This is a genomic window from Cypionkella sp. TWP1-2-1b2, assembly GCF_049896245.1.
GTDB lineage: Bacteria > Pseudomonadota > Alphaproteobacteria > Rhodobacterales > Rhodobacteraceae > Cypionkella.
On the sequence record NZ_JAFCTX010000007.1, the window covers coordinates 86580 to 103614 of the forward strand.

A 17035-nucleotide genomic window follows, 5' to 3' on the forward strand; every position below is an offset into this window, starting at 1 on the left:
AACGGCCCCACTGAGCAGGTCACGCCATGATCATCTCGCACGGGCGGCGCTTTATCTTCGTGCATATCCCCAAAACCGGCGGCACAGCGCTGAGCCTTGCGCTGGAAGATCGCGCGATGAAGGATGATATCCTGATCGGCGATACCCCCAAGGCGCGGGCGCGCAAAGCCCGGCTGAAAGGCGTGAAATCAGCGGGACGGCTGTGGAAACATTCGACGCTGTCCGATATCGCTGGCCTCGCCACGGATGATGAGATTGCCGATTTCTTCACCCTGACCTTGGTGCGCAACCCGTGGGATCGCGCGGTCAGCTATTATTACTGGCTGCGCGGGCAAAACTTTGCCCATCCCGCAGTGGGTCTGGCAAAGTCGCATGATTTCAGTGGCTTCCTCAACCATGCCCAGACCCGCACTGCTTTCAGCCTCTGGCCCTATACCGCCTATATGCGCGACCGTCTGGGGTTTGAACGCGCCAGCCTTTACGCGCGGCTGGAGCATCTCGACACCGATCTGGCGCGGTTTGAGGCGCATGTCGGCTTTCGCCTGACGCCCTTGCCGCAAGCCAACGCATCGGACCGCGCCCGCGACTGGCGCGGGTTTTATTCGGATGCTGACGCTGATCTGATCTCGCACATCAGCGCCGAGGATATCATACGCTTCGGCTATCGCTTCGATCCCGACTAAGCCGCCTTTTGTGCGCCAAACCGCCCGTAAAAGCGCTCATCCTTGGCTGCCATCTCGCGCAGCAGGGCAGGGGCCTCGAACCTTGGCCCGAACTCCGCCACCAACCGCTCGCAAATCTCCACCGCGCGCGCAGCCCCGATGATATCGAGCCACGAGAACGGCCCGCCCGACCATGGTGCGAAGCCCCAGCCAAGGATCGCGCCCACATCGCCCTCGCGGATGTCGGTCAATACGCCTTCTTCAAGCGCCCGCACCGCCTCCAGCACCTGCGCCATCAGCAAGCGGTGCTGCACCGTGGTCAGTTCCGGGTCGGCTTTATGCGGATATTCTGCCGCCAGCCCGTCCCACAGCCCCTCACGTTTGCCTGCCGCATCATAGGCATAGAAGCCCTCATTGGCCTTCTTACCCATCCGGCCCTGATCGGCCATCCAGAACAGCACCGCATCCACCGCGCCATCCGGGTAAGCATCGCCCATCGCGGCGCGGGTGGCCTTGGCGATCTTCACGCCCAGATCAATCGAGGTTTCATCAACCAGTTGCAGCGGCCCTAAGGGCATGCCGACCAGCTTAGCCGCATTCTCGATCAGCGCCGGTTCCACACCTTCCGCCACCATCCGAATACCCTCGTTGATGTAGGGAATGATGCAGCGGTTGGCGTAGAAGAACCGCGCGTCATTTACCACAATCGGCGTCTTGCGAATGGCGCGCACAAAATCCAATGCTTTGGCGACCGCGCGATCCCCGGTTTGTTTACCCCTGATGATCTCGACCAGGTTCATTTTATCGACGGGGCTGAAGAAGTGGATGCCGATGAACTGATCGGGCCGCGCACTCGCCTTCGCCAGCGCCGAGATCGGCAGAGTGGAGGTGTTGGAGGCATAAATACATTCCGCCCCCACCGCAGCCTCGACGCGTGCCGTCACCTCGGCCTTCACCTTCGGGTCTTCAAACACCGCCTCAACCACCAGATCGCAACCCTTCAGCACCGCATAATCGGTGGTCGCCGTAATCCGCCCCAGCACTTCGGCCTTCTTCTCCACCGTCACTTTGCGGCGCTGAATCCCTTTGTCCAAAAGATCCGCCGAATGGGCTTTGCCGCGATCCGCGCTCTCCTGAGCCGCATCAATCAGCACCACCTCAATCCCCGCCAAAGCCGCGACATAGGCGATCCCGGCCCCCATCATGCCTGCGCCGATTACGCCGAGTTTCTTCACCGACTGATCGGCCACCGAGGGCCTATTCGCGCCCTTCTCCAAAGCCTCTTTGTTGATGAACAGGCTGCGGATCATCGCCGAGGACGACGGGTTCAGCAAAACCGAGGTGAACTGCCGCGCCTCAATCCGCAAAGCCACGTCAAACGGTACCAAAGCGCCCTCATAGACCGCACTTAGCAAGGCTTTAGCCGCAGGATACACCCCCATCGTCTTGCCCAGAACCATGGCACTTGCGCCAACGAAGGTCATGAACCCGGCAGGCTGATACGGCGCGCCGCCGGGCATTTTATAACCCTTATCGTCCCACGGCTTGACGAGTGTATCGTTCCCCATTGGCATCGTTACCGGGTTGGACTCGGGATTCTTGGGGTCTGTCAGTTGGCGCGGATAGACCTCGATTTTCTCGTTCGGAATGACTCCAGCCGTGGCGAGAACCCACTGCTTGGCTCGAAATAGAAGGTTTTCGGGGGACACCACTTCATCAATCAACCCAGCCGTCTTCGCGGCCTTCGGGTCCGACAGTTTCCCCTCCAGCAGGAACGGCGCCGCCATCATCGCGCCCAGCTTGCGCACCAGCCGGGTGGTGCCACCGGCCCCCGGAAAAATCCCCACCATGATCTCGGGCAACCCGATCTTCGCCCTCGGATTATCCGCCGCAATGATGCGGTGACACGACAGCGGTAGCTCTAACCCGATGCCCAACGCCGTTCCCGGCAAAGCCGCCACAATCGGCTTGCCGCCCTTTTTGGTCTTCGGGTCCATCCCGGCCAGTTCGATCTTGCGCAAAACCTTATGCATCGTCATCACGCCGTCGAAAATCGCCGCAGCCCCCCCGGCCCGCATTTCGGCAATCACGTTCAGATCCATCCCCCCGGCAAAATCTTTCTTGCCAGAGGTGATGATGATCCCTTTCACGCCCGGATCGGCCAAAGCCTGATCCACCAACCCACTCAGCAGCCCAAAAGCCGCCGTTGACATCACATTCATCGACTTGGCCACCACATCCCAAGTGATCGTGGCCACGCCATCGGCATCAACGGCCATGGTGAAATCAGTCATTTGCGCTCTCCTGCACTGCGGGGTCGGCCATCGGCATAGGTATAGCGCCGGGCCGCGCCGTCTTTATGGGTGATCAGATCGTGATCGGGATAGTGAATGATATCGCGGGGCAGGCGGGTGCCAATGGTTAGATAGACCACGTCCGCCTCGCTGCGGTTGTGCAACTGATGGCCCGTGGGCTGGCCCGCAGGCCAGCACACCATATCGCCGGGGTTCAGCGGCGTTTCGCTGTCTTCAATCAGAGTCGGATGGCCAGACAGCACCAGCACCAACTCATCCTCGGCCTCATGCCCATGCCGGAAGCTAGAGCGCGCGCCGGGTGGCAAGCGTTCCAAATGTACGCCGAACTGCGACAGCCCGCCCGCATCGCCCAAGATCGCGTGCCAGTAATCGCCGAGATCGCCGCCGAGCACGGGATGCTGAGAACCCTGCTCCAACACCCAAACCCGCTCTGCCGCGCGCAGCACATTTGGGCGCACGGACCCATCATAATCCTGCCCCCAAACCGCAGGCAATCCCAGCAACTCCGCAGGTAAATCGCCGCCACGCAACTCGGCTCCATCGGCGTCCAACACCTGCCAACGGGTCGCCGAATTCACCTGTTTGCGCCCCGACTCCGGGTAGGAACACACATCCCCCAGCACACGCGTCCCCACGATCAGATAGCGCAGGGCTGCGTCCGAGCGGTTACCAACCCGGTGCCCATTCCGCGCGCCATGCCGCCAGCACACAGCATCACCGGGGTGTAAATCCTGCATCCCAGCCTCATCATGCAAGCAGCCAAGCCCTTCCAGCACAAACAGAAACTCATCTTCAGCCGAGTGCCAATGCCGATCCGAAGACCACGCCCCCGGTGCCAAAGTCTCAACATAAGCGCCAAAGTGCGTCAGCCCACCCGCCACTGAAAGCCGCAAAGTACTGACCCCTTCGCGGTTATCAACTGGCGCAAGTCTTGCATCAACGATCATCGCGGTCCCTCCCAAGGGCTGCCATCTTTATAGGCATAGCTGGCCTGCCCAGCCTCCACCGTCAGCACCAGATCAACATCGGAATAGGTCGCCACCTCGCGCTTGGATTTCGAGCCTACCACCAGAAACTGCGCCACCGCACCCGAGCGGTTGAGGAAGTGATGCCCGTCCGGCACATTCGCTGGAAACGCCACGCAATCGCCCGCAACCATCAGCGTCTCGCCCGCATCTTGCACCAGCACGCACTCTCCTTGCGTCACCATGACGAACTCGTCTTCAACCAGATGCCAATGCCGCAATGACGACAAAGCCCCCGGCTGCAAAATCACCAGATTGACGCCAAACTGCGTTAACCCGCCTGCATCGCCCAGACGCAGACTGCTGCGCCCCGCCATCATCTCGGCATAGGGCGAAGGATAGATCGAGCCGGTTTTCACCGGCACTTTTGTCAGATCAAGCTTTGGCATCGCCCTCACCTTTCACGGTGGAATCAGACTTCTCTGCCTTGGTCTCAGTCCGCCCCAGCGTCCAGTTGACATCGCCGCCGACGCTTTCAACTTCATAAATCCGCCAGCCATCGGGCTGCTCCGACAGCCAGAACGCGACCTCAAACGGATCGACAATGCGCTGCGCGCGCGCCATGATATGAGACAGAACGCGCACCTTGACATGTTGTGGATCGAGTGTGGTGATATCAACAATTTGGCGAAAAATATCCGTCACGCCGTGCCCGTGCAGGTTGCGGCGGAAAAGTTCGAAATCGACCCGCAATGCCGCCTCGGTTTCGATCACATACGACAAATCAAAGCGTGGTTTCATATTGACGGGCAAGTCAAACAGGCGGCTGTAAATGCTGAAATCGCCGCCGATCAACGCCTGCGTCAAAAGATCTCCTATGGCGGCAAAAGCAAGTTCAGGCATGATCAGAGCCTCTCGATGATAGTGGCCGCCCCCATACCCGAGGCAATGCACAGCGTGGCCAAACCAACAGTCTTGCCGCTGCGCTCTAACTCATCCAGCAAAGTGCCGATGATGATCGCGCCCGTCGCCCCCAAAGGATGCCCCAAAGCAATCGAGCCGCCATTGACGTTGACCAAGCTGGGGTCGACATCAAACGCCTGCTGGAACCGCAGCACCACCGCCGCGAAAGCCTCATTGACCTCAAACAGATCAATGTCGCCAATCGCCATCCCGGCATCGCGCAGGATCTTTTCCGTCACAGGCACCGGCCCGGTCAGCATGATCGTAGGGTCAGTGCCGATCTTCGCCGTCGCCCGAATACGCGCCCGAGGCTTTAGCCCATATGCATGGCCAAATTCGGCATTTCCAATCAGCAAGGCCGCAGCCCCATCAACGATACCGCTGGAATTGCCTGCATGGTGGATATGGTTGATCCGCTCCAGATGCGGATATTTCATCAGCGCAATCTTATCAAAGCCGGGCATCGTCTCGCCGATATCCTTGAACGCCGGTTTCAACGCGCCGAGGGTCGCCATATCGGTGCCCGGACGCATGTATTCGTCACGGTCCAGGATGGTCAACCCATTCTGGTCCTTAATCGCAATCACCGAGCGGCCAAACCGATCCTCGGCCCAAGCCATCGCTGCCCGGCTCTGCGATTCCACTGCCAAAGCATCGGCCATCTCGCGCGTAAAACCGTATTCGGTCGCGATAATATCCGCCGAAATCCCCTGTGGCACGAAATAGGTCTTCATTGCCAAAGACGGGTCCACCGCAATCGCCGCCCCATCCGAGCCCATTGCAACCCGGCCCATCATCTCAACCCCGCCCGCGATATAGGCCGCCCCTGCGCCTGCCTTCACCTGATTGGCGGCCAAATTCACCGCCTCCATGCCGCTGGCACAAAAACGATTGATCGCAAGGCCGGGGATCGACTGATCCAACCCCGAAGCCAGCACCGCCGAGCGTGCCAAACAGCCGCCCTGCTCGCCCACCTGCGTGACATTGCCCCAGATCACATCCTCTACTGCATGGCCCACAAGCCCGTTGCGCTCGCGGATCGCATCCAGAATTTTCGCCGACAGCGCCACCGAGGTCAGCTCGTGTAACGCCCCATCCGGGCGGCCCTTGCCACGCGGGCTGCGCACGGCGTCATAGATAAAAGCGTCGGTCATGATGTACTCCTTATACCCGGTCAGACGGTTTGCCGGGCATCAGATCATAGGGATGTTTCCAGCCCGGCACCGCCGCAATGCGGTTCAGCCAAGCGTCGATATGGGGCCAATCCGCACGGTCAAACCCAAACGGCTCGGGGTAATACAAATAGCCTGCGCACGATAAATCCGCGATGGTCATCGCTTCACCAGCCACCCATTTGCGGCCCTCAAGATGGGTGTTCAGCACGGTGTAAGCCGTCTTCAAACGGCTGTGCAGAAAAGGGATGACCCCGGCAGGGCGCTTTTCTTCCGGCACGAAATTTGCCAAAAACCGTGCGGTGCCGATCTGCGTCGACAGCTTGTGATTGTCCCAAAACAGCCAGCGCAACACCTCGCGCCGCTCCGCCGCAGATTTGCCCCCCAGCTTGCCGGTTTTGCTACTGATATAATCCAGGATCACCCCCGATTGCGTCAGCGTGGTCTCGCCATCGACCAAAACCGGGACTTCGCCCATCGCATTAAGCGCGCGAAATTCCGGGGTACGGGTGGCACCGTTGAAGAAATCAACAAACACCGGCTCCCATTCGATATCGGCGAAGGTCAGCGCCAGCGCCACCTTATAGGCATTGCCGGATTCGCCAAAGCAGTAGAGTTTTGCGGTCATCGTGGTCCCTTTCCGGGAAGGGCGGAGTGGGAGTTTCACACCCCCACACCCCCGTGGAATATTTAGGCCAATGTGAAAGCGATCAGGTCTTGCGCGCGTCTACCTCTGAATTGAACAGCCGCAGCCGGTGGGTCAGATTGACGTGGTTGATCACCGATGAGTAATTCTCAAACAGAAACGACAGAGCCTCGCCCTCATCCAGCCCCGCCTCTTTGGCGAAGCTCTTCAGGCGGCGGTAGCCGTCCTCGGTCATGGCAACCGGAAAGCGGCGGGTGAGGCGGAAGCGTTTCGGCATGGGCTAACTCCGGTGACCTTTGCGCAAGCTTAGAACGCCTCAGCCGCCAGCGCCATCACCGGATCGGCCCCGGTGCTAATCCGCGCCAGATGCAGCGCCGTCGCGGGCAGTTGCCGCTGCATGTAATAGCGCCCGGTGGCCAGTTTGGCGTTCAGGAAATCGGCATCGCCGCCGGCATCCAGCCCCGCAAAGGCTGCCTTCGCCATCTTCGCCCACATCAGCCCCAGACAGGTATGCCCCGTCATGGTCATGAAATCATAAGATCCCGCCAGCGCCGCATTGGGGTTCTTCATCGCGGTATTCATGAAGAACATCGCCGCCGCCTGCACATCTTTTGACGCCGCTTTCAGCGGGTCCAGATAGGGCACCATGCGCGCATCGCCTTCATTTTCCTTGATGAAGCCTTTGATCAAAGCAAAAAATGCCATCACATGCTTGCCGCCATCGGTGGCCAACTTCCGCCCCACCAGATCCAAAGCCTGCACGCCATTGGCACCCTCATAAATCTGCGCGATCCTTGCATCGCGGACAAATTGCGACATGCCAGAATCTTCAATATAACCGTGGCCGCCCCAAACCTGCTGCGCCTGCACCGCCATCTCAAAGCCGCGGTCGGTCTGGAAGCCCTTCAGGACCGGGATCAGCAGCGACACCAAGCCTTCGGCGTCTGCATCTCCTGACCGCACCGACTGGTCGATCATCAAGGCCGCCCAATAGGTAAACGCCCGCGCACCTTCGACAAAGCTTTTCTGATCCATCAGGCTGCGGCGAATATCGGGATGCACGATCAGCGGGTCCGCCGGACCGGAGGGATTCTGCGCCCTGGTCACATCGCGGCCCTGCAAGCGATCTTTGGCATAACCCAAGGCGTTCTGATACGCCGCCTCGGCCACTGCATAGCCTTGCAGGCCAACGCCCAGCCGCGCCTCGTTCATCATGGTGAACATCGCGCGCATGCCTTTGTGCAGATCGCCCAAAAGGTAGCCCACCGCGCCGTCATAATTCAGCACGCAGGTCGCGTTGCCGTGAATACCCATCTTTTCTTCGACCTTGCCAACGCTCACGCCATTGCGCGCGCCCAAAGAGCCATCGGCATTGACCAAAAACTTCGGCACGATGAACAGCGAAATCCCCTTGGTGCCTTCGCCGCCGCCCGGAGCCTTCGCCAGCACCAGATGAATGATATTTTCGGCCAGATCATGCTCGCCTGCCGAGATGAAAATCTTCGTGCCGGTGATCTTATGCGACCCATCCGCCTGCGGTTCCGCACGGGTCCGCATCAGCCCCAGATCGGTGCCACAATGTGGCTCGGTCAGGTTCATCGTGCCGGTCCAGTCGCACGAGACGATTTTCGGCAGATAGGTCGCCTTCTGTTCCGCCGTGCCATGCACATGGATCGCCGAATAAGCGCCGTGGGTAAGGCCCTGATACATGTTGAACGCCATATTGGCCGAGACAAACATCTCGCCCACCGCCGTCGCCATCACGTAAGGCAGGCCCTGACCACCATAATCCGGGTCACAATCCAGCGCGGTCCAGCCGCCAGCCTTCATCGCGTCAAACGCCGCCTTAAAGCCCTTTGGCGTCCGCACCACGCCGTTTTCCAACACGCAGCCTTCCCGATCACCTACCGAATTCAACGGCTCCAGCACGTCAGAGGCAAGCTTGCCCGCCTCCTCCAACACCGCTGCGGTAAACCCCGCATCAAGATCGCCATACCCCGGAATATCGCGGCCAGAGACCCCGAGCACATCATGCAGCAGAAACTGCATGTCTTTCAGCGGGGCTGTGTAGGTGGTCATGGCCTTACTCCTCAATTCGGCTGTCTGTGATAGGCGTGGTCTGGGCTTAATTGTCTGGGCCTTATTCGGCCGCCGCGCGGAAGGCGGCCAAAGCCGTCCCGGCACTTTGTAATTCGGTTTCCAACTCGGCGATGGCGATGCTCAGCTCATCGCGTTGCGCCTGCATCTGCGCCAGACGGTCTTGGCCCAGATCAAACGTCCGGGCCAGTTGTGCCTGATTGCTGCCATTTCTGTTATACATATCAAGCAACTGGCGGATATTCTCCAGCGAGAAGCCAAAGCGCTTGCCGCGCAGGATCAGTTGCAACCTTGCGCGATCCTGTTTGGTGTAAAGCCGCCTGCTGCCCGCCCGGATCGGCGACAGCAGTTCTTTCGCCTCATAAAACCGCAAGGTACGGGCGGTCACCTGATAGGTGTCGCACATCTGGCGGATCGACAGGGTTTCGGTTTCGCTCAAGCTCATGGCACTTCCTCGACAAACACTACCGGGCAGATGGGGGTGTTGCGCCCATCATAGTAGAGTGCTTGACGTTAACGTAAATGTAACGTCACGTCAGAGTTGTGCGTGACGTGATGTCAAATCTCGGTCAATTTGCGGATTTCCGCCGCAGCGGTGTCACGCAACGCCCGCAGATCGCTGATGCTGGTTTCCAACTCGGCTTGCTGCCGGCTCAGATCGGCCAACTGCCGGTCCGCCAGCCCCAACCACTGCTCTAACTGAGTCTGCGTGCCCTTCTGCCGATAAATCAGCAGCCATTGCCGGATTTCCTCAAGGCTAAAGCCAAACCGCCGCCCGCGCAGGATCAGCGTCAGCCGTGCCACCTCGCGCGCGCCATAAAACCGCGCGCGGCCATCCTTTTCCGGCGAGAGCAGCTCGATATACTCATAATAGCGCAACGTGCGGGGCGTGACCTCGAACTTCGCGCACATCTCTTTGAAACTTAGGTGAGTCTCGGTCATCGGCGGCCTCCCTTTCGGGAGATTAAGCGCTGGCTGGCTGGGGCGCAAGAACTTGGGGAAAGAACCGAGCCCACAAGATTTCCACGCTGGGCCTTGCACTTGCCGCGCAGCGCGAGATTATGGCGGCATGACCGATATCCTCACCATCGCGCGCCAATTCATCCAAGCCCTGCCGTTTTCCCGCGCTTTGAGCATGGAGTTGACCGAACTGGGGCCGGGCCGCGCCACCATCACCATGCCGTGGGACGCCCGGCTGGTCGGCGATCCGGCAACGGGGGTGCTGCATGGCGGCGCAATTTCGGCGCTGATGGACACGGCGTCAGGGGCTTCGGTGATGAGCCATCCGGCTGCACCCACCTCTACCGCCACCTTGGATCTGCGCATCGACTACATGCGCCCCGCCACCCCCGGCCAGACGATCACCGCGCGGGCGGAATGTCATCATGTCACGCGATCGGTCGCCTTCGTTCGCGTGACGGCCTTTGATGAGGACACAGCGCGCCCAGTGGCAATGGGCACCGGCGCTTTCACGCTGGAACGACCGAAGGAAGCGTTGCCATGAAGCGCCCCGAACCTGTCGCCGAAGTCAAATCCCGCCGCGACAGCGCTTTGGCGGCATTGGTGGAGGCGGTGCCCTATATCCAATTCCTCGGCATCCGCTTTGACCGCCGCGGCGATGAGCTGACCGCTTGGCTGCCCTATTCCGAAATGCTGATCGGCAACCCCAGCCTGCCCGCATTGCATGGCGGGGTGACGGCCTCGTTTCTGGAAGTCACCGCGCTGATCGGTCTGGCATGGTCCAGCCTGTGGGACGATCTGGAGGCGGGCCGTATCGACCCCGCACTAGTAGCCGCAGGCCAACTGCCGCCCCTGCCGAAAACCATAGATTTCACCGTCGATTACCTGCGGGCGGGTCTGCCGCGCGATTGCTACGCGCGCGCCAAAGTCAACCGCTCCGGCCGCCGCTTTGCCTCAGTGCAGGTTGAGGCTTGGCAAGACAACCACGCCCGCCCCTTCGCGCTGGGCTCGGTGCATTGCCTGATGCCGGAAGACGCTGGGGACGGCGGCGCGTGATCGCAACCACCGCCGAGATCAGCCACAAACGCCTGCTGCGCATCGCCTTTCCCATCGTGATCGCCAATGCCACCGTGCCGCTGCTCGGCGCGGTCGATGTGGCGGTGATCGGTCAGATCGGGCAGGCGGCACCGTTGGGCGCGGTCGGTTTGGGCGCGGTGATCCTGACCACGCTCTATTGGATCTTCGGTTTTCTGCGGATGTCGACCTCGGGCCTTGCCGCGCAAGCGCAGGGCGCGGGCGATCTGGCCGAACGCAGCGCGGTGCTGCTGCGGGCTTTGCTGATCGGTGCTGCTGCGGGTCTGGCGCTGATTGCCCTGCAAGCGCCGCTGTTCTGGGCCGCGTTTCAAGCCGCGCCAGCCTCTGACGCAGTAGAGGGCTATGCCCGCACCTACCTTGGCATCCGCATCTGGGGCGCACCTGCCACGATTATGCTTTATGCGCTGTCCGGTTGGCTGATAGCCCTAGAGCGCACGCGGGCGGTGTTGGTGCTGCAACTGGTGCAAAACGGGCTGAACGTAGCGCTGAACCTGTGGTTTGTGCTGGGGCTGCACTGGGGCGTCGGCGGTGTCGCGACCGCGACTCTGATTGCGGAATGGGCGGGTCTGGCGCTGGCTTTGTGGCTGGCGCGCGATGGTTTCGGCGCGGTGCTGCGTGAGGCTTGGGGCAGGGTGTTCCACGCTGCCCCCCTGCGCGCGATGTTCCACGCCAGCCGCGACATCATGGGGCGCTCGGTGCTGCTGCAACTCTCGTTCACCAGCGTTGTGTTCTTGGGCGCGCGCTTTGGTGATGTGACGCTGGCGGCCAATCATGTGCTGATGCAGTTTCTGCAACTGACCGCCTATGCGCTCGATGGCTTCGCCTTCGCCGCCGAGGCGCTGGTGGGTCAAGCGGTCGGCGCGCAATCCTGGCCGCAGGCCCGCCGCGCCAAAGTGATTGCACTGCGATGGGGCTTTGCCGGGGCGGCTCTGATGGCGCTGCTGTTTGCGGTGTTTGGCGGCCAGATCATTGGGGTGATGACCACGGCGCAGGATGTGCAGGCCGAGGCGGGGCGCTACCTGCCATGGCTGGTGGCCGCGCCGCTGCTGGGCGTGGCAAGCTGGATATTGGACGGGGTGTTCATCGGCGCCTTGTTGACCGGGGCGATGCTGCGGGCGATGCTGATCGCCGTGGCGCTTTATGCTTTGGGGCTTGTCGTGCTGATCCCCTTGGCGGGCAATCATGGGCTTTGGGCCGCCCTGATGCTGCTGAATGTGCTGCGGGCGCTGACGCTATGGCGGGCTTTGCCTGCGGCGTTGCGCTGAGCTGAACCGGGGTGCCGCCTTGGGTGCCATCGAGGCACCACGCGGCGGCTCTGCCGGGGGATAGTCTGATGCGGTGCGCGTGTGGAGAGGTTGGACCCTCCGGGGGGAGTATTTCAAAAAGAGCAATTTGAAGCGGGCGCGTGGAGGTCTCAGCGTATCAACCGGAACGCGGCGGACGCACCCCAGCCCGCAACCGCCGCCATTACCAGCGACAGCACGCCGTACAGCAGCGGTTGCTGATGCGCTAGGTTGTAGAGAAAGCGTTCCAGCCCAGCCTTGCGCACCGCGATCAGGCGTTCTTGGGTATCGAGCACCACGCCGCCGCGCAGGATGAACAGCCGCACCTTGTAATTGCCTTCGGTCAGGTTAGCGGGCAGGGCGATATCGGTGCGAAACAACGTCTCATCGGCTAGTTGCACCGAGCGTTCGGCGATGCGGTAGCGGCTTTCATCCAGCCTGATCCGTTCCAAAGCAGCGACGAAATCCGGGGCGTTCTCGGCCTCATCGCTGATGCCTACGGCGCGGATCACCTGCGGGATGGTGATATGGTGGCGCAGATCCTCGGTGCCAGACAGGATCTTGTCCAGTTTGTCGGTGGTCGCCACTGCGTAAAAGCTGGGGGCGGCATCGACCGTGACGGAAGACCGGTTCAGCCAGATCCCGGCGACGCGTTCCTTGCGGCGGATGATAAGCCCGGTGCTGGGGCCTTCGACCGTCACGATCACCTCCAGCGGCGGGCCTTTGGGGGCCGGGGCGTCGCGCTTCACCGCGCCATAGATCAGAATCTCCGAGCCATCGAAATTCGCGGTGATCTGCACCCGGTTCTGGCTGAGGCCACTGACCAAAGCCTCATTGGCCTGCGCAGCATTGGTCAGGGCAGTCCCGGTGAGCGCCAGCAGCAGGATCAGCGCGCGGATCATGGCAACAGCCCGGGTGTCACCGAGAACAACTCGGCCGGTTGCAACAGCAGATCAAGTGCTATCTTGAAGCTGACCGTCAGCACCAGCACGGCCAGCATAATGCGCAACTGTTCCGCCTTCAGCCGGGTCGACAGACGTGCGCCGATCTGTGCGCCGATCACTCCGCCCAGGATCAACAGAAACGCCAGCATCATATCGACGGTCTGGCTGTTGATCGCATGCATGATCGTGGTAAAACCGGTGACGAAAATGATCTGGAACAGCGAGGTGCCGACCACCACCCGTGTCGGCATCCCGAGCAGATAGATCATCGCCGGCACCAGAATGAAACCGCCGCCCACCCCCATGATCGCCGACAGAAACCCCACCCCCGCGCCAATCGCCAGCGGTGGCAGCACCGAGATATAGAGGCCGGAGGCGCGGAATTTCATCTGCAACGGCAGCTTATGCACCCAAGTGTGAACATGCGCCCGCCGGATTGGTGCGGCAGCGCCAGCCCGATGTGCGCGGATCAGCGCCCGCGTGCTTTCGGCGAACATCATCGAGCCGATCAGGCCGAGAAACAGCACATAGCTTAACTGCACAAACAGGTCGATCTGCCCCAAAGCCGTCATCCAGGCAAACACCTGCACTCCGATGAACGAGCCCACAAAACCGCCCGCCAGCAGCACCAGCCCCATGCGGAAATCGACGCCCTTGCGCTTCATCTGCACCAGCACGCCGGAAATAGACGAGGCCACAACCTGATTGGCCCCGGTTGCCACCGCCACACCGGGCGGCACGCCGACGAACAACAACAGCGGCGTGATCAGAAAGCCGCCACCGACGCCAAACATCCCCGACAAAAATCCGACCATGCCGCCCAATCCCAACAACAGGAAGGCGTTGATCGAAACCTCGGCAATGGGGAGGTAGATTTGCATTGGCGCAAGGCCCGGAAAGGAGTGGATTTCCTCAAGCCTTGCGCGGGTTTGGCAGGCTTGTCAAACCCTTGTGGGGCTCACAGTTGCGTGCGCAGAAAATGACGCAGCACCTGTTCCAGTTTCGCCGCACCCAACGGTGCCATCGCCTTGGTATGCTCATGGCTGATCTGCTCGTCACTCATGCCAGCGGCCATATTGGTGATGCTGGAAATCGCTGCCACCCGCAGGCCTAGGAAGCGGGCGAGGATCACTTCGGGCACCGTCGACATCCCCACCGCATCGCCGCCAAGGATCTTGATGGCGCGGATTTCGGCAGGGGTTTCAAACGAGGGCCCGGAATACCACGCATAAACGCCTTCGGGCAGGGCCACGCCGACGGCTTGGGCCGAGGCTTTCAGGCCGGCGCGTAGACCCGCATCATGCGCTGTGGTCATCGGCACAAACCGCGCATCGGTTTTCTCGCCGATCAGCGGGTTCAGCCCCGAGAAGTTGATGTGATCATGCAGCAGCATCAGATCGCCGGGGCGAATATCGGGGCGCAAAGACCCCGCCGCATTGGTGGCAATCAGCGCCTCGGCACCGAGGGCTTTCAGCACCGTCAGTGGCAACCGCATCGCGCTTGAATTTCCGTTCTCATAGTAATGCTCGCGCGCACCGAACACCGCGACGCGCACGCCCTCCAGATCGCCGATCACCAGATTGGGGTTGTGGCCCGACACCCCGACATGCGGAAACCCCGGCAGATCGGCGTAAGGGATCGCGACACCTTGCACCGCTTGCGCCAGATGGCCCAGACCCGAGCCGAGGATCAGGCCCAGCTTGACCGGGGCGCTGCCCGCACGGGCTTGGATTTCGGCGACAAGAGCCGCTGTTTGATCGGTCATGGGTTATCCTTTACTGCCAAGCGCCGGGGGATTTCGCATCCCCCGGACCCCCTCTCAGCGTTCTTTCACATAGGGCTCGCCACCTGCACGCGGTGGGATGGCTTTGCCGACAAAACCTGCCAGAACCAGCACGGTCAGGATATAGGGCAGCGCATCCAACAGAGAGACCGGGACTTTGAATTGCGCCACGCGCTCCACCACATCGGGACGCAAGGCCAAAGCTTGAAAAAACCCGAACAGCATCGTCGCGCCCAAAGCCTGCCAAGGCCGCCATTTGGCAAAGATCAGCGCGGCGAGCGCAATATAGCCCCGCCCCGCCGTCATCTCACGCCCAAAGCCTGCTTGCAGAGCCGTCGCCATGTAAGCCCCGGCGATGCCACACAAAACTCCGGTGATTGCCAAAGCGCCATAGCGCAGGCCCACCACCGAGATCCCCGCCGTATCCACCGCCGCCGGGTTTTCGCCCACCGCGCGCAACCGCAGACCAAACCGCGTCCGGTACAGCACCCACCAAGACAGCGGCACGAAAGCCATCGCCGCATAGACCAAGATCGAATGACCCGAAATCACCTCATAATACAGCGGCCCAATCAAAGGCACGTCTTTGAGGCTTTCCGCGTAGGGCAAAGTGATCGGGTTGAACCGCGCGTCGCCAGCCAAAGGCGGCGTCCGCCCGCCTTGGCCAAACAGCGCCTGCGCCACCAGCACCGTGATCCCTGACGACAGGAAATTCAGCGCCACGCCCGAGATCAACTGATTGCCCCGGAAAGTGATCGAGGCCACCCCATGCAGCATCGCGAAAATCAGCGACGCGCCAATCCCCGCCAAAAGCCCGACCCAAGCCGAGCCCGACATTGCCGCCACCGACCCCGCAGCCATTGCCGCCGCCAGCATCTTGCCCTCAAGCCCGATGTCGAAAATCCCGGCGCGTTCGGAAAACAACCCCGCGAGGCAGGCCAACAACAGCGGCGTGCCCAGCCGCACGGTTGATCCCAAAATCTGCATCAGCGTCTCATAATCCATCACGCCACCGCCTTTCGCCCGAAGCCAAAGACCCAGACCAGCAGCATCCGCACCATCTGATCCAGCGCCCCGGTGAACAGGATCACCAGCCCTTGCACCACGATCCGCATCTCGATCGGAATGGTTGTGTTCAGCCCCAAAGCCGCCCCGCCCTGATACAAAAACCCGAACAACAGCGCCGCCAGCAACACCCCCAGCGGATGATTGCGCCCCATCAGCGCCACTGCAATGCCAATAAACCCCGCGCCTTCTGCCGAGTTCTGCAACAGCCGCTCTGCCGACCCCATCACGTTGTTGACCGCCATCATGCCCGCCAAACCGCCCGAAATCAGCATCGCGATCATGGTGATCTTCACCGGATTGATCCCGGCATATTTCGACGCCGCCTCCGATTTGCCAAACGCGCGGATCTGATAGCCGAGCCGCGTCCGCCACAGCAAAAGCCACACCACCACGCAAGCCGCCAGCGCGATAAACAGCGTCACATTCGCAGGCACGTTGGAATACATCGCCACGCCAGCTTTGGTCAGCTTTGGCGTGCCATCGGCGTTCAGCTTGGCGAAAAACTCGCGGATATAAGGCATATCGCTGATTGCGGGCAGCTTTGCGCCTTCCGGGAACCGCGCCGAGGCCGGGTCCATCTGCCCCGCAGGCCGCAGCACATCGACCAGCATGTAGACGATCAAGGCGCTGGCGATATAGTTGAACATGATCGTGGTGATGACGATATGAGAGCCGCGTTTCGCCTGCAAATACGCGGGGATAGCCGCCCAAGCCGCGCCAAACAGCGCCGCGCCCAACGTTGCTGCCAGCAGCGCCAGCGTCCAATGCGGCCAAGGCAGCGCGAGGCACACCAAAGCCACGCCAAGCCCGCCCAACTGCGCCTGCCCCTCCCCACCGATATTGAACAGCCCGGCATGAAACGCCACGATCACCGACAGCCCGGTGAAAATAAACGAGGTGGTGTAATACAGCGTATAGCCCCAGCCATTGGCCGAGCCAAACGCCCCCTCAACCATGATCCCCAGCGCCTTCGTCGGGCTTTGCCCAATCGCCAAAAGCACAATCGCCGCAACCAATGCCGCCAGCAAAAGCGAGATCAGCGGCACCAACACCACATCGGCCCATTGCGGTAGTCTTTTCAT

At 61.2% G+C, this 17035-nt stretch carries 19 protein-coding genes; 4 read left to right on the plus strand and 15 right to left on the minus strand.

The features are described from left to right. The first annotated feature begins 26 nt into the window (after positions 1 to 26). Complete coding sequence (locus ACP7AP_RS06430; RefSeq protein ID WP_426033359.1) at positions 27 to 683, plus strand: sulfotransferase family 2 domain-containing protein; 657 nt, start codon at positions 27 to 29, stop codon at positions 681 to 683. Here the strand turns inward: ACP7AP_RS06430 and ACP7AP_RS06435 are convergent. From ACP7AP_RS06435 to ACP7AP_RS06480, 10 genes are all read right to left on the minus strand, one after another. Further along, the gene (locus ACP7AP_RS06435) at positions 680 to 2956 is read right to left on the minus strand and encodes a 3-hydroxyacyl-CoA dehydrogenase NAD-binding domain-containing protein (RefSeq protein ID WP_426033361.1); all 2277 of its coding nucleotides are present in this window, start codon (positions 2954 to 2956) and stop codon (positions 680 to 682) included. The two genes, ACP7AP_RS06430 and ACP7AP_RS06435, sit on opposite strands and share 4 nt — an antisense overlap. Beyond that, positions 2953 to 3924 (minus strand): cupin domain-containing protein, encoded by a 972-nt coding sequence (locus ACP7AP_RS06440; protein ID WP_426033363.1) that lies wholly within the window; start codon positions 3922 to 3924, stop codon positions 2953 to 2955. The genes ACP7AP_RS06435 and ACP7AP_RS06440 overlap by 4 nt, the downstream gene beginning before the upstream one ends. Next, positions 3921 to 4391 carry a cupin domain-containing protein gene (locus ACP7AP_RS06445; protein ID WP_426033365.1) on the minus strand — a complete coding sequence of 157 codons (471 nt, stop codon included), beginning with the start codon at positions 4389 to 4391 and terminating at the stop codon, positions 3921 to 3923. Before ACP7AP_RS06445 ends, ACP7AP_RS06440 begins: the two co-directional genes overlap by 4 nt. Continuing rightward, positions 4378 to 4845 carry a hypothetical protein gene (locus tag ACP7AP_RS06450; RefSeq protein ID WP_426033367.1) on the minus strand — a complete coding sequence of 156 codons (468 nt, stop codon included), beginning with the start codon at positions 4843 to 4845 and terminating at the stop codon, positions 4378 to 4380. The genes ACP7AP_RS06445 and ACP7AP_RS06450 overlap by 14 nt, the downstream gene beginning before the upstream one ends. Positions 4846 to 4847: 2 nt before the next feature. Beyond that, a complete protein-coding gene (locus tag ACP7AP_RS06455) occupies positions 4848 to 6059 on the minus strand; it encodes an acetyl-CoA C-acetyltransferase (RefSeq protein ID WP_426033369.1) in 1212 nt (403 codons plus the stop codon). 10 nt (positions 6060 to 6069) lie between these two features. Further along, positions 6070 to 6705: a glutathione S-transferase family protein gene (locus ACP7AP_RS06460; protein ID WP_426033371.1), complete on the minus strand. Its 636-nt coding sequence runs from the start codon at positions 6703 to 6705 to the stop codon at positions 6070 to 6072. 82 nt (positions 6706 to 6787) lie between these two features. Beyond that, positions 6788 to 7000, minus strand: a complete 213-nt coding sequence (locus ACP7AP_RS06465) for a hypothetical protein (RefSeq protein ID WP_426033373.1) — start codon at positions 6998 to 7000, stop codon at positions 6788 to 6790. Between the two features lie 29 nt (positions 7001 to 7029). After that, a complete protein-coding gene (locus ACP7AP_RS06470; RefSeq protein WP_426033375.1) occupies positions 7030 to 8802 on the minus strand; it encodes an acyl-CoA dehydrogenase C-terminal domain-containing protein in 1773 nt (590 codons plus the stop codon). A 61-nt stretch (positions 8803 to 8863) separates the two neighbouring features. Next, positions 8864 to 9265, minus strand: coding sequence for a MerR family transcriptional regulator (locus ACP7AP_RS06475; RefSeq protein ID WP_426033377.1), 402 nt, complete (start codon positions 9263 to 9265; stop codon positions 8864 to 8866). 113 nt (positions 9266 to 9378) lie between these two features. Beyond that, positions 9379 to 9762: a MerR family transcriptional regulator gene (locus ACP7AP_RS06480; protein ID WP_426033379.1), complete on the minus strand. Its 384-nt coding sequence runs from the start codon at positions 9760 to 9762 to the stop codon at positions 9379 to 9381. A gap of 127 nt (positions 9763 to 9889) precedes the next feature. Between ACP7AP_RS06480 and ACP7AP_RS06485 the strand changes: the two genes are divergently transcribed. Genes ACP7AP_RS06485 through ACP7AP_RS06495 form a run of 3 tightly spaced genes read left to right on the plus strand, consistent with a single transcriptional unit; the run spans position 9890 to position 12140 of the window. Next, positions 9890 to 10324 (plus strand): PaaI family thioesterase, encoded by a 435-nt coding sequence (locus tag ACP7AP_RS06485; protein WP_426033381.1) that lies wholly within the window; start codon positions 9890 to 9892, stop codon positions 10322 to 10324. Further along, on the plus strand, positions 10321 to 10836 hold the full coding sequence (locus ACP7AP_RS06490; RefSeq protein WP_426033383.1) for a PaaI family thioesterase: 516 nt from the start codon (positions 10321 to 10323) through the stop codon (positions 10834 to 10836). Before ACP7AP_RS06485 ends, ACP7AP_RS06490 begins: the two co-directional genes overlap by 4 nt. Then, the gene (locus tag ACP7AP_RS06495) at positions 10833 to 12140 is read left to right on the plus strand and encodes an MATE family efflux transporter (protein ID WP_426033385.1); all 1308 of its coding nucleotides are present in this window, start codon (positions 10833 to 10835) and stop codon (positions 12138 to 12140) included. Before ACP7AP_RS06490 ends, ACP7AP_RS06495 begins: the two co-directional genes overlap by 4 nt. Positions 12141 to 12289: 149 nt before the next feature. Here ACP7AP_RS06495 and ACP7AP_RS06500 read toward each other — a convergent pair whose 3' ends face one another. From ACP7AP_RS06500 to ACP7AP_RS06520, 5 genes are all read right to left on the minus strand, one after another. Then, positions 12290 to 13060 carry a TIGR02186 family protein gene (locus ACP7AP_RS06500; RefSeq protein WP_426033387.1) on the minus strand — a complete coding sequence of 257 codons (771 nt, stop codon included), beginning with the start codon at positions 13058 to 13060 and terminating at the stop codon, positions 12290 to 12292. Next, on the minus strand, positions 13057 to 13983 hold the full coding sequence (locus ACP7AP_RS06505; protein WP_426033389.1) for a sulfite exporter TauE/SafE family protein: 927 nt from the start codon (positions 13981 to 13983) through the stop codon (positions 13057 to 13059). Before ACP7AP_RS06505 ends, ACP7AP_RS06500 begins: the two co-directional genes overlap by 4 nt. Positions 13984 to 14060: 77 nt before the next feature. After that, positions 14061 to 14867 carry a purine-nucleoside phosphorylase gene (locus ACP7AP_RS06510; RefSeq protein ID WP_426033390.1) on the minus strand — a complete coding sequence of 269 codons (807 nt, stop codon included), beginning with the start codon at positions 14865 to 14867 and terminating at the stop codon, positions 14061 to 14063. A gap of 54 nt (positions 14868 to 14921) precedes the next feature. Beyond that, positions 14922 to 15890, minus strand: coding sequence for an ABC transporter permease (locus ACP7AP_RS06515; protein ID WP_426033391.1), 969 nt, complete (start codon positions 15888 to 15890; stop codon positions 14922 to 14924). Beyond that, entirely contained in the window at positions 15890 to 17035 is a 1146-nt protein-coding gene (locus ACP7AP_RS06520) for an ABC transporter permease (RefSeq protein ID WP_426033392.1), read from the minus strand. Before ACP7AP_RS06520 ends, ACP7AP_RS06515 begins: the two co-directional genes overlap by 1 nt.

Coding starts and splice junctions, on each gene's coding strand:
- ACP7AP_RS06465 (WP_426033373.1), bottom strand. CDS start 7,000: ATGCCGAAACGCTTCCGCCTCACCCGCCGCTTTCCGGTTGCCATGACC.
- ACP7AP_RS06500 (WP_426033387.1), bottom strand. CDS start 13,060: ATGATCCGCGCGCTGATCCTGCTGCTGGCGCTCACCGGGACTGCCCTG.
- ACP7AP_RS06505 (WP_426033389.1), bottom strand. CDS start 13,983: ATGCAAATCTACCTCCCCATTGCCGAGGTTTCGATCAACGCCTTCCTG.
- ACP7AP_RS06430 (WP_426033359.1), top strand. CDS start 27: ATGATCATCTCGCACGGGCGGCGCTTTATCTTCGTGCATATCCCCAAA.
- ACP7AP_RS06440 (WP_426033363.1), bottom strand. CDS start 3,924: ATGATCGTTGATGCAAGACTTGCGCCAGTTGATAACCGCGAAGGGGTC.
- ACP7AP_RS06515 (WP_426033391.1), bottom strand. CDS start 15,890: ATGGATTATGAGACGCTGATGCAGATTTTGGGATCAACCGTGCGGCTG.
- ACP7AP_RS06445 (WP_426033365.1), bottom strand. CDS start 4,391: ATGCCAAAGCTTGATCTGACAAAAGTGCCGGTGAAAACCGGCTCGATC.
- ACP7AP_RS06460 (WP_426033371.1), bottom strand. CDS start 6,705: ATGACCGCAAAACTCTACTGCTTTGGCGAATCCGGCAATGCCTATAAG.
- ACP7AP_RS06485 (WP_426033381.1), top strand. CDS start 9,890: ATGACCGATATCCTCACCATCGCGCGCCAATTCATCCAAGCCCTGCCG.
- ACP7AP_RS06480 (WP_426033379.1), bottom strand. CDS start 9,762: ATGACCGAGACTCACCTAAGTTTCAAAGAGATGTGCGCGAAGTTCGAG.
- ACP7AP_RS06450 (WP_426033367.1), bottom strand. CDS start 4,845: ATGCCTGAACTTGCTTTTGCCGCCATAGGAGATCTTTTGACGCAGGCG.
- ACP7AP_RS06435 (WP_426033361.1), bottom strand. CDS start 2,956: ATGACTGATTTCACCATGGCCGTTGATGCCGATGGCGTGGCCACGATC.
- ACP7AP_RS06470 (WP_426033375.1), bottom strand. CDS start 8,802: ATGACCACCTACACAGCCCCGCTGAAAGACATGCAGTTTCTGCTGCAT.
- ACP7AP_RS06455 (WP_426033369.1), bottom strand. CDS start 6,059: ATGACCGACGCTTTTATCTATGACGCCGTGCGCAGCCCGCGTGGCAAG.
- ACP7AP_RS06475 (WP_426033377.1), bottom strand. CDS start 9,265: ATGAGCTTGAGCGAAACCGAAACCCTGTCGATCCGCCAGATGTGCGAC.
- ACP7AP_RS06490 (WP_426033383.1), top strand. CDS start 10,321: ATGAAGCGCCCCGAACCTGTCGCCGAAGTCAAATCCCGCCGCGACAGC.
- ACP7AP_RS06520 (WP_426033392.1), bottom strand. CDS start 17,035: ATGAAAAGACTACCGCAATGGGCCGATGTGGTGTTGGTGCCGCTGATC.
- ACP7AP_RS06510 (WP_426033390.1), bottom strand. CDS start 14,867: ATGACCGATCAAACAGCGGCTCTTGTCGCCGAAATCCAAGCCCGTGCG.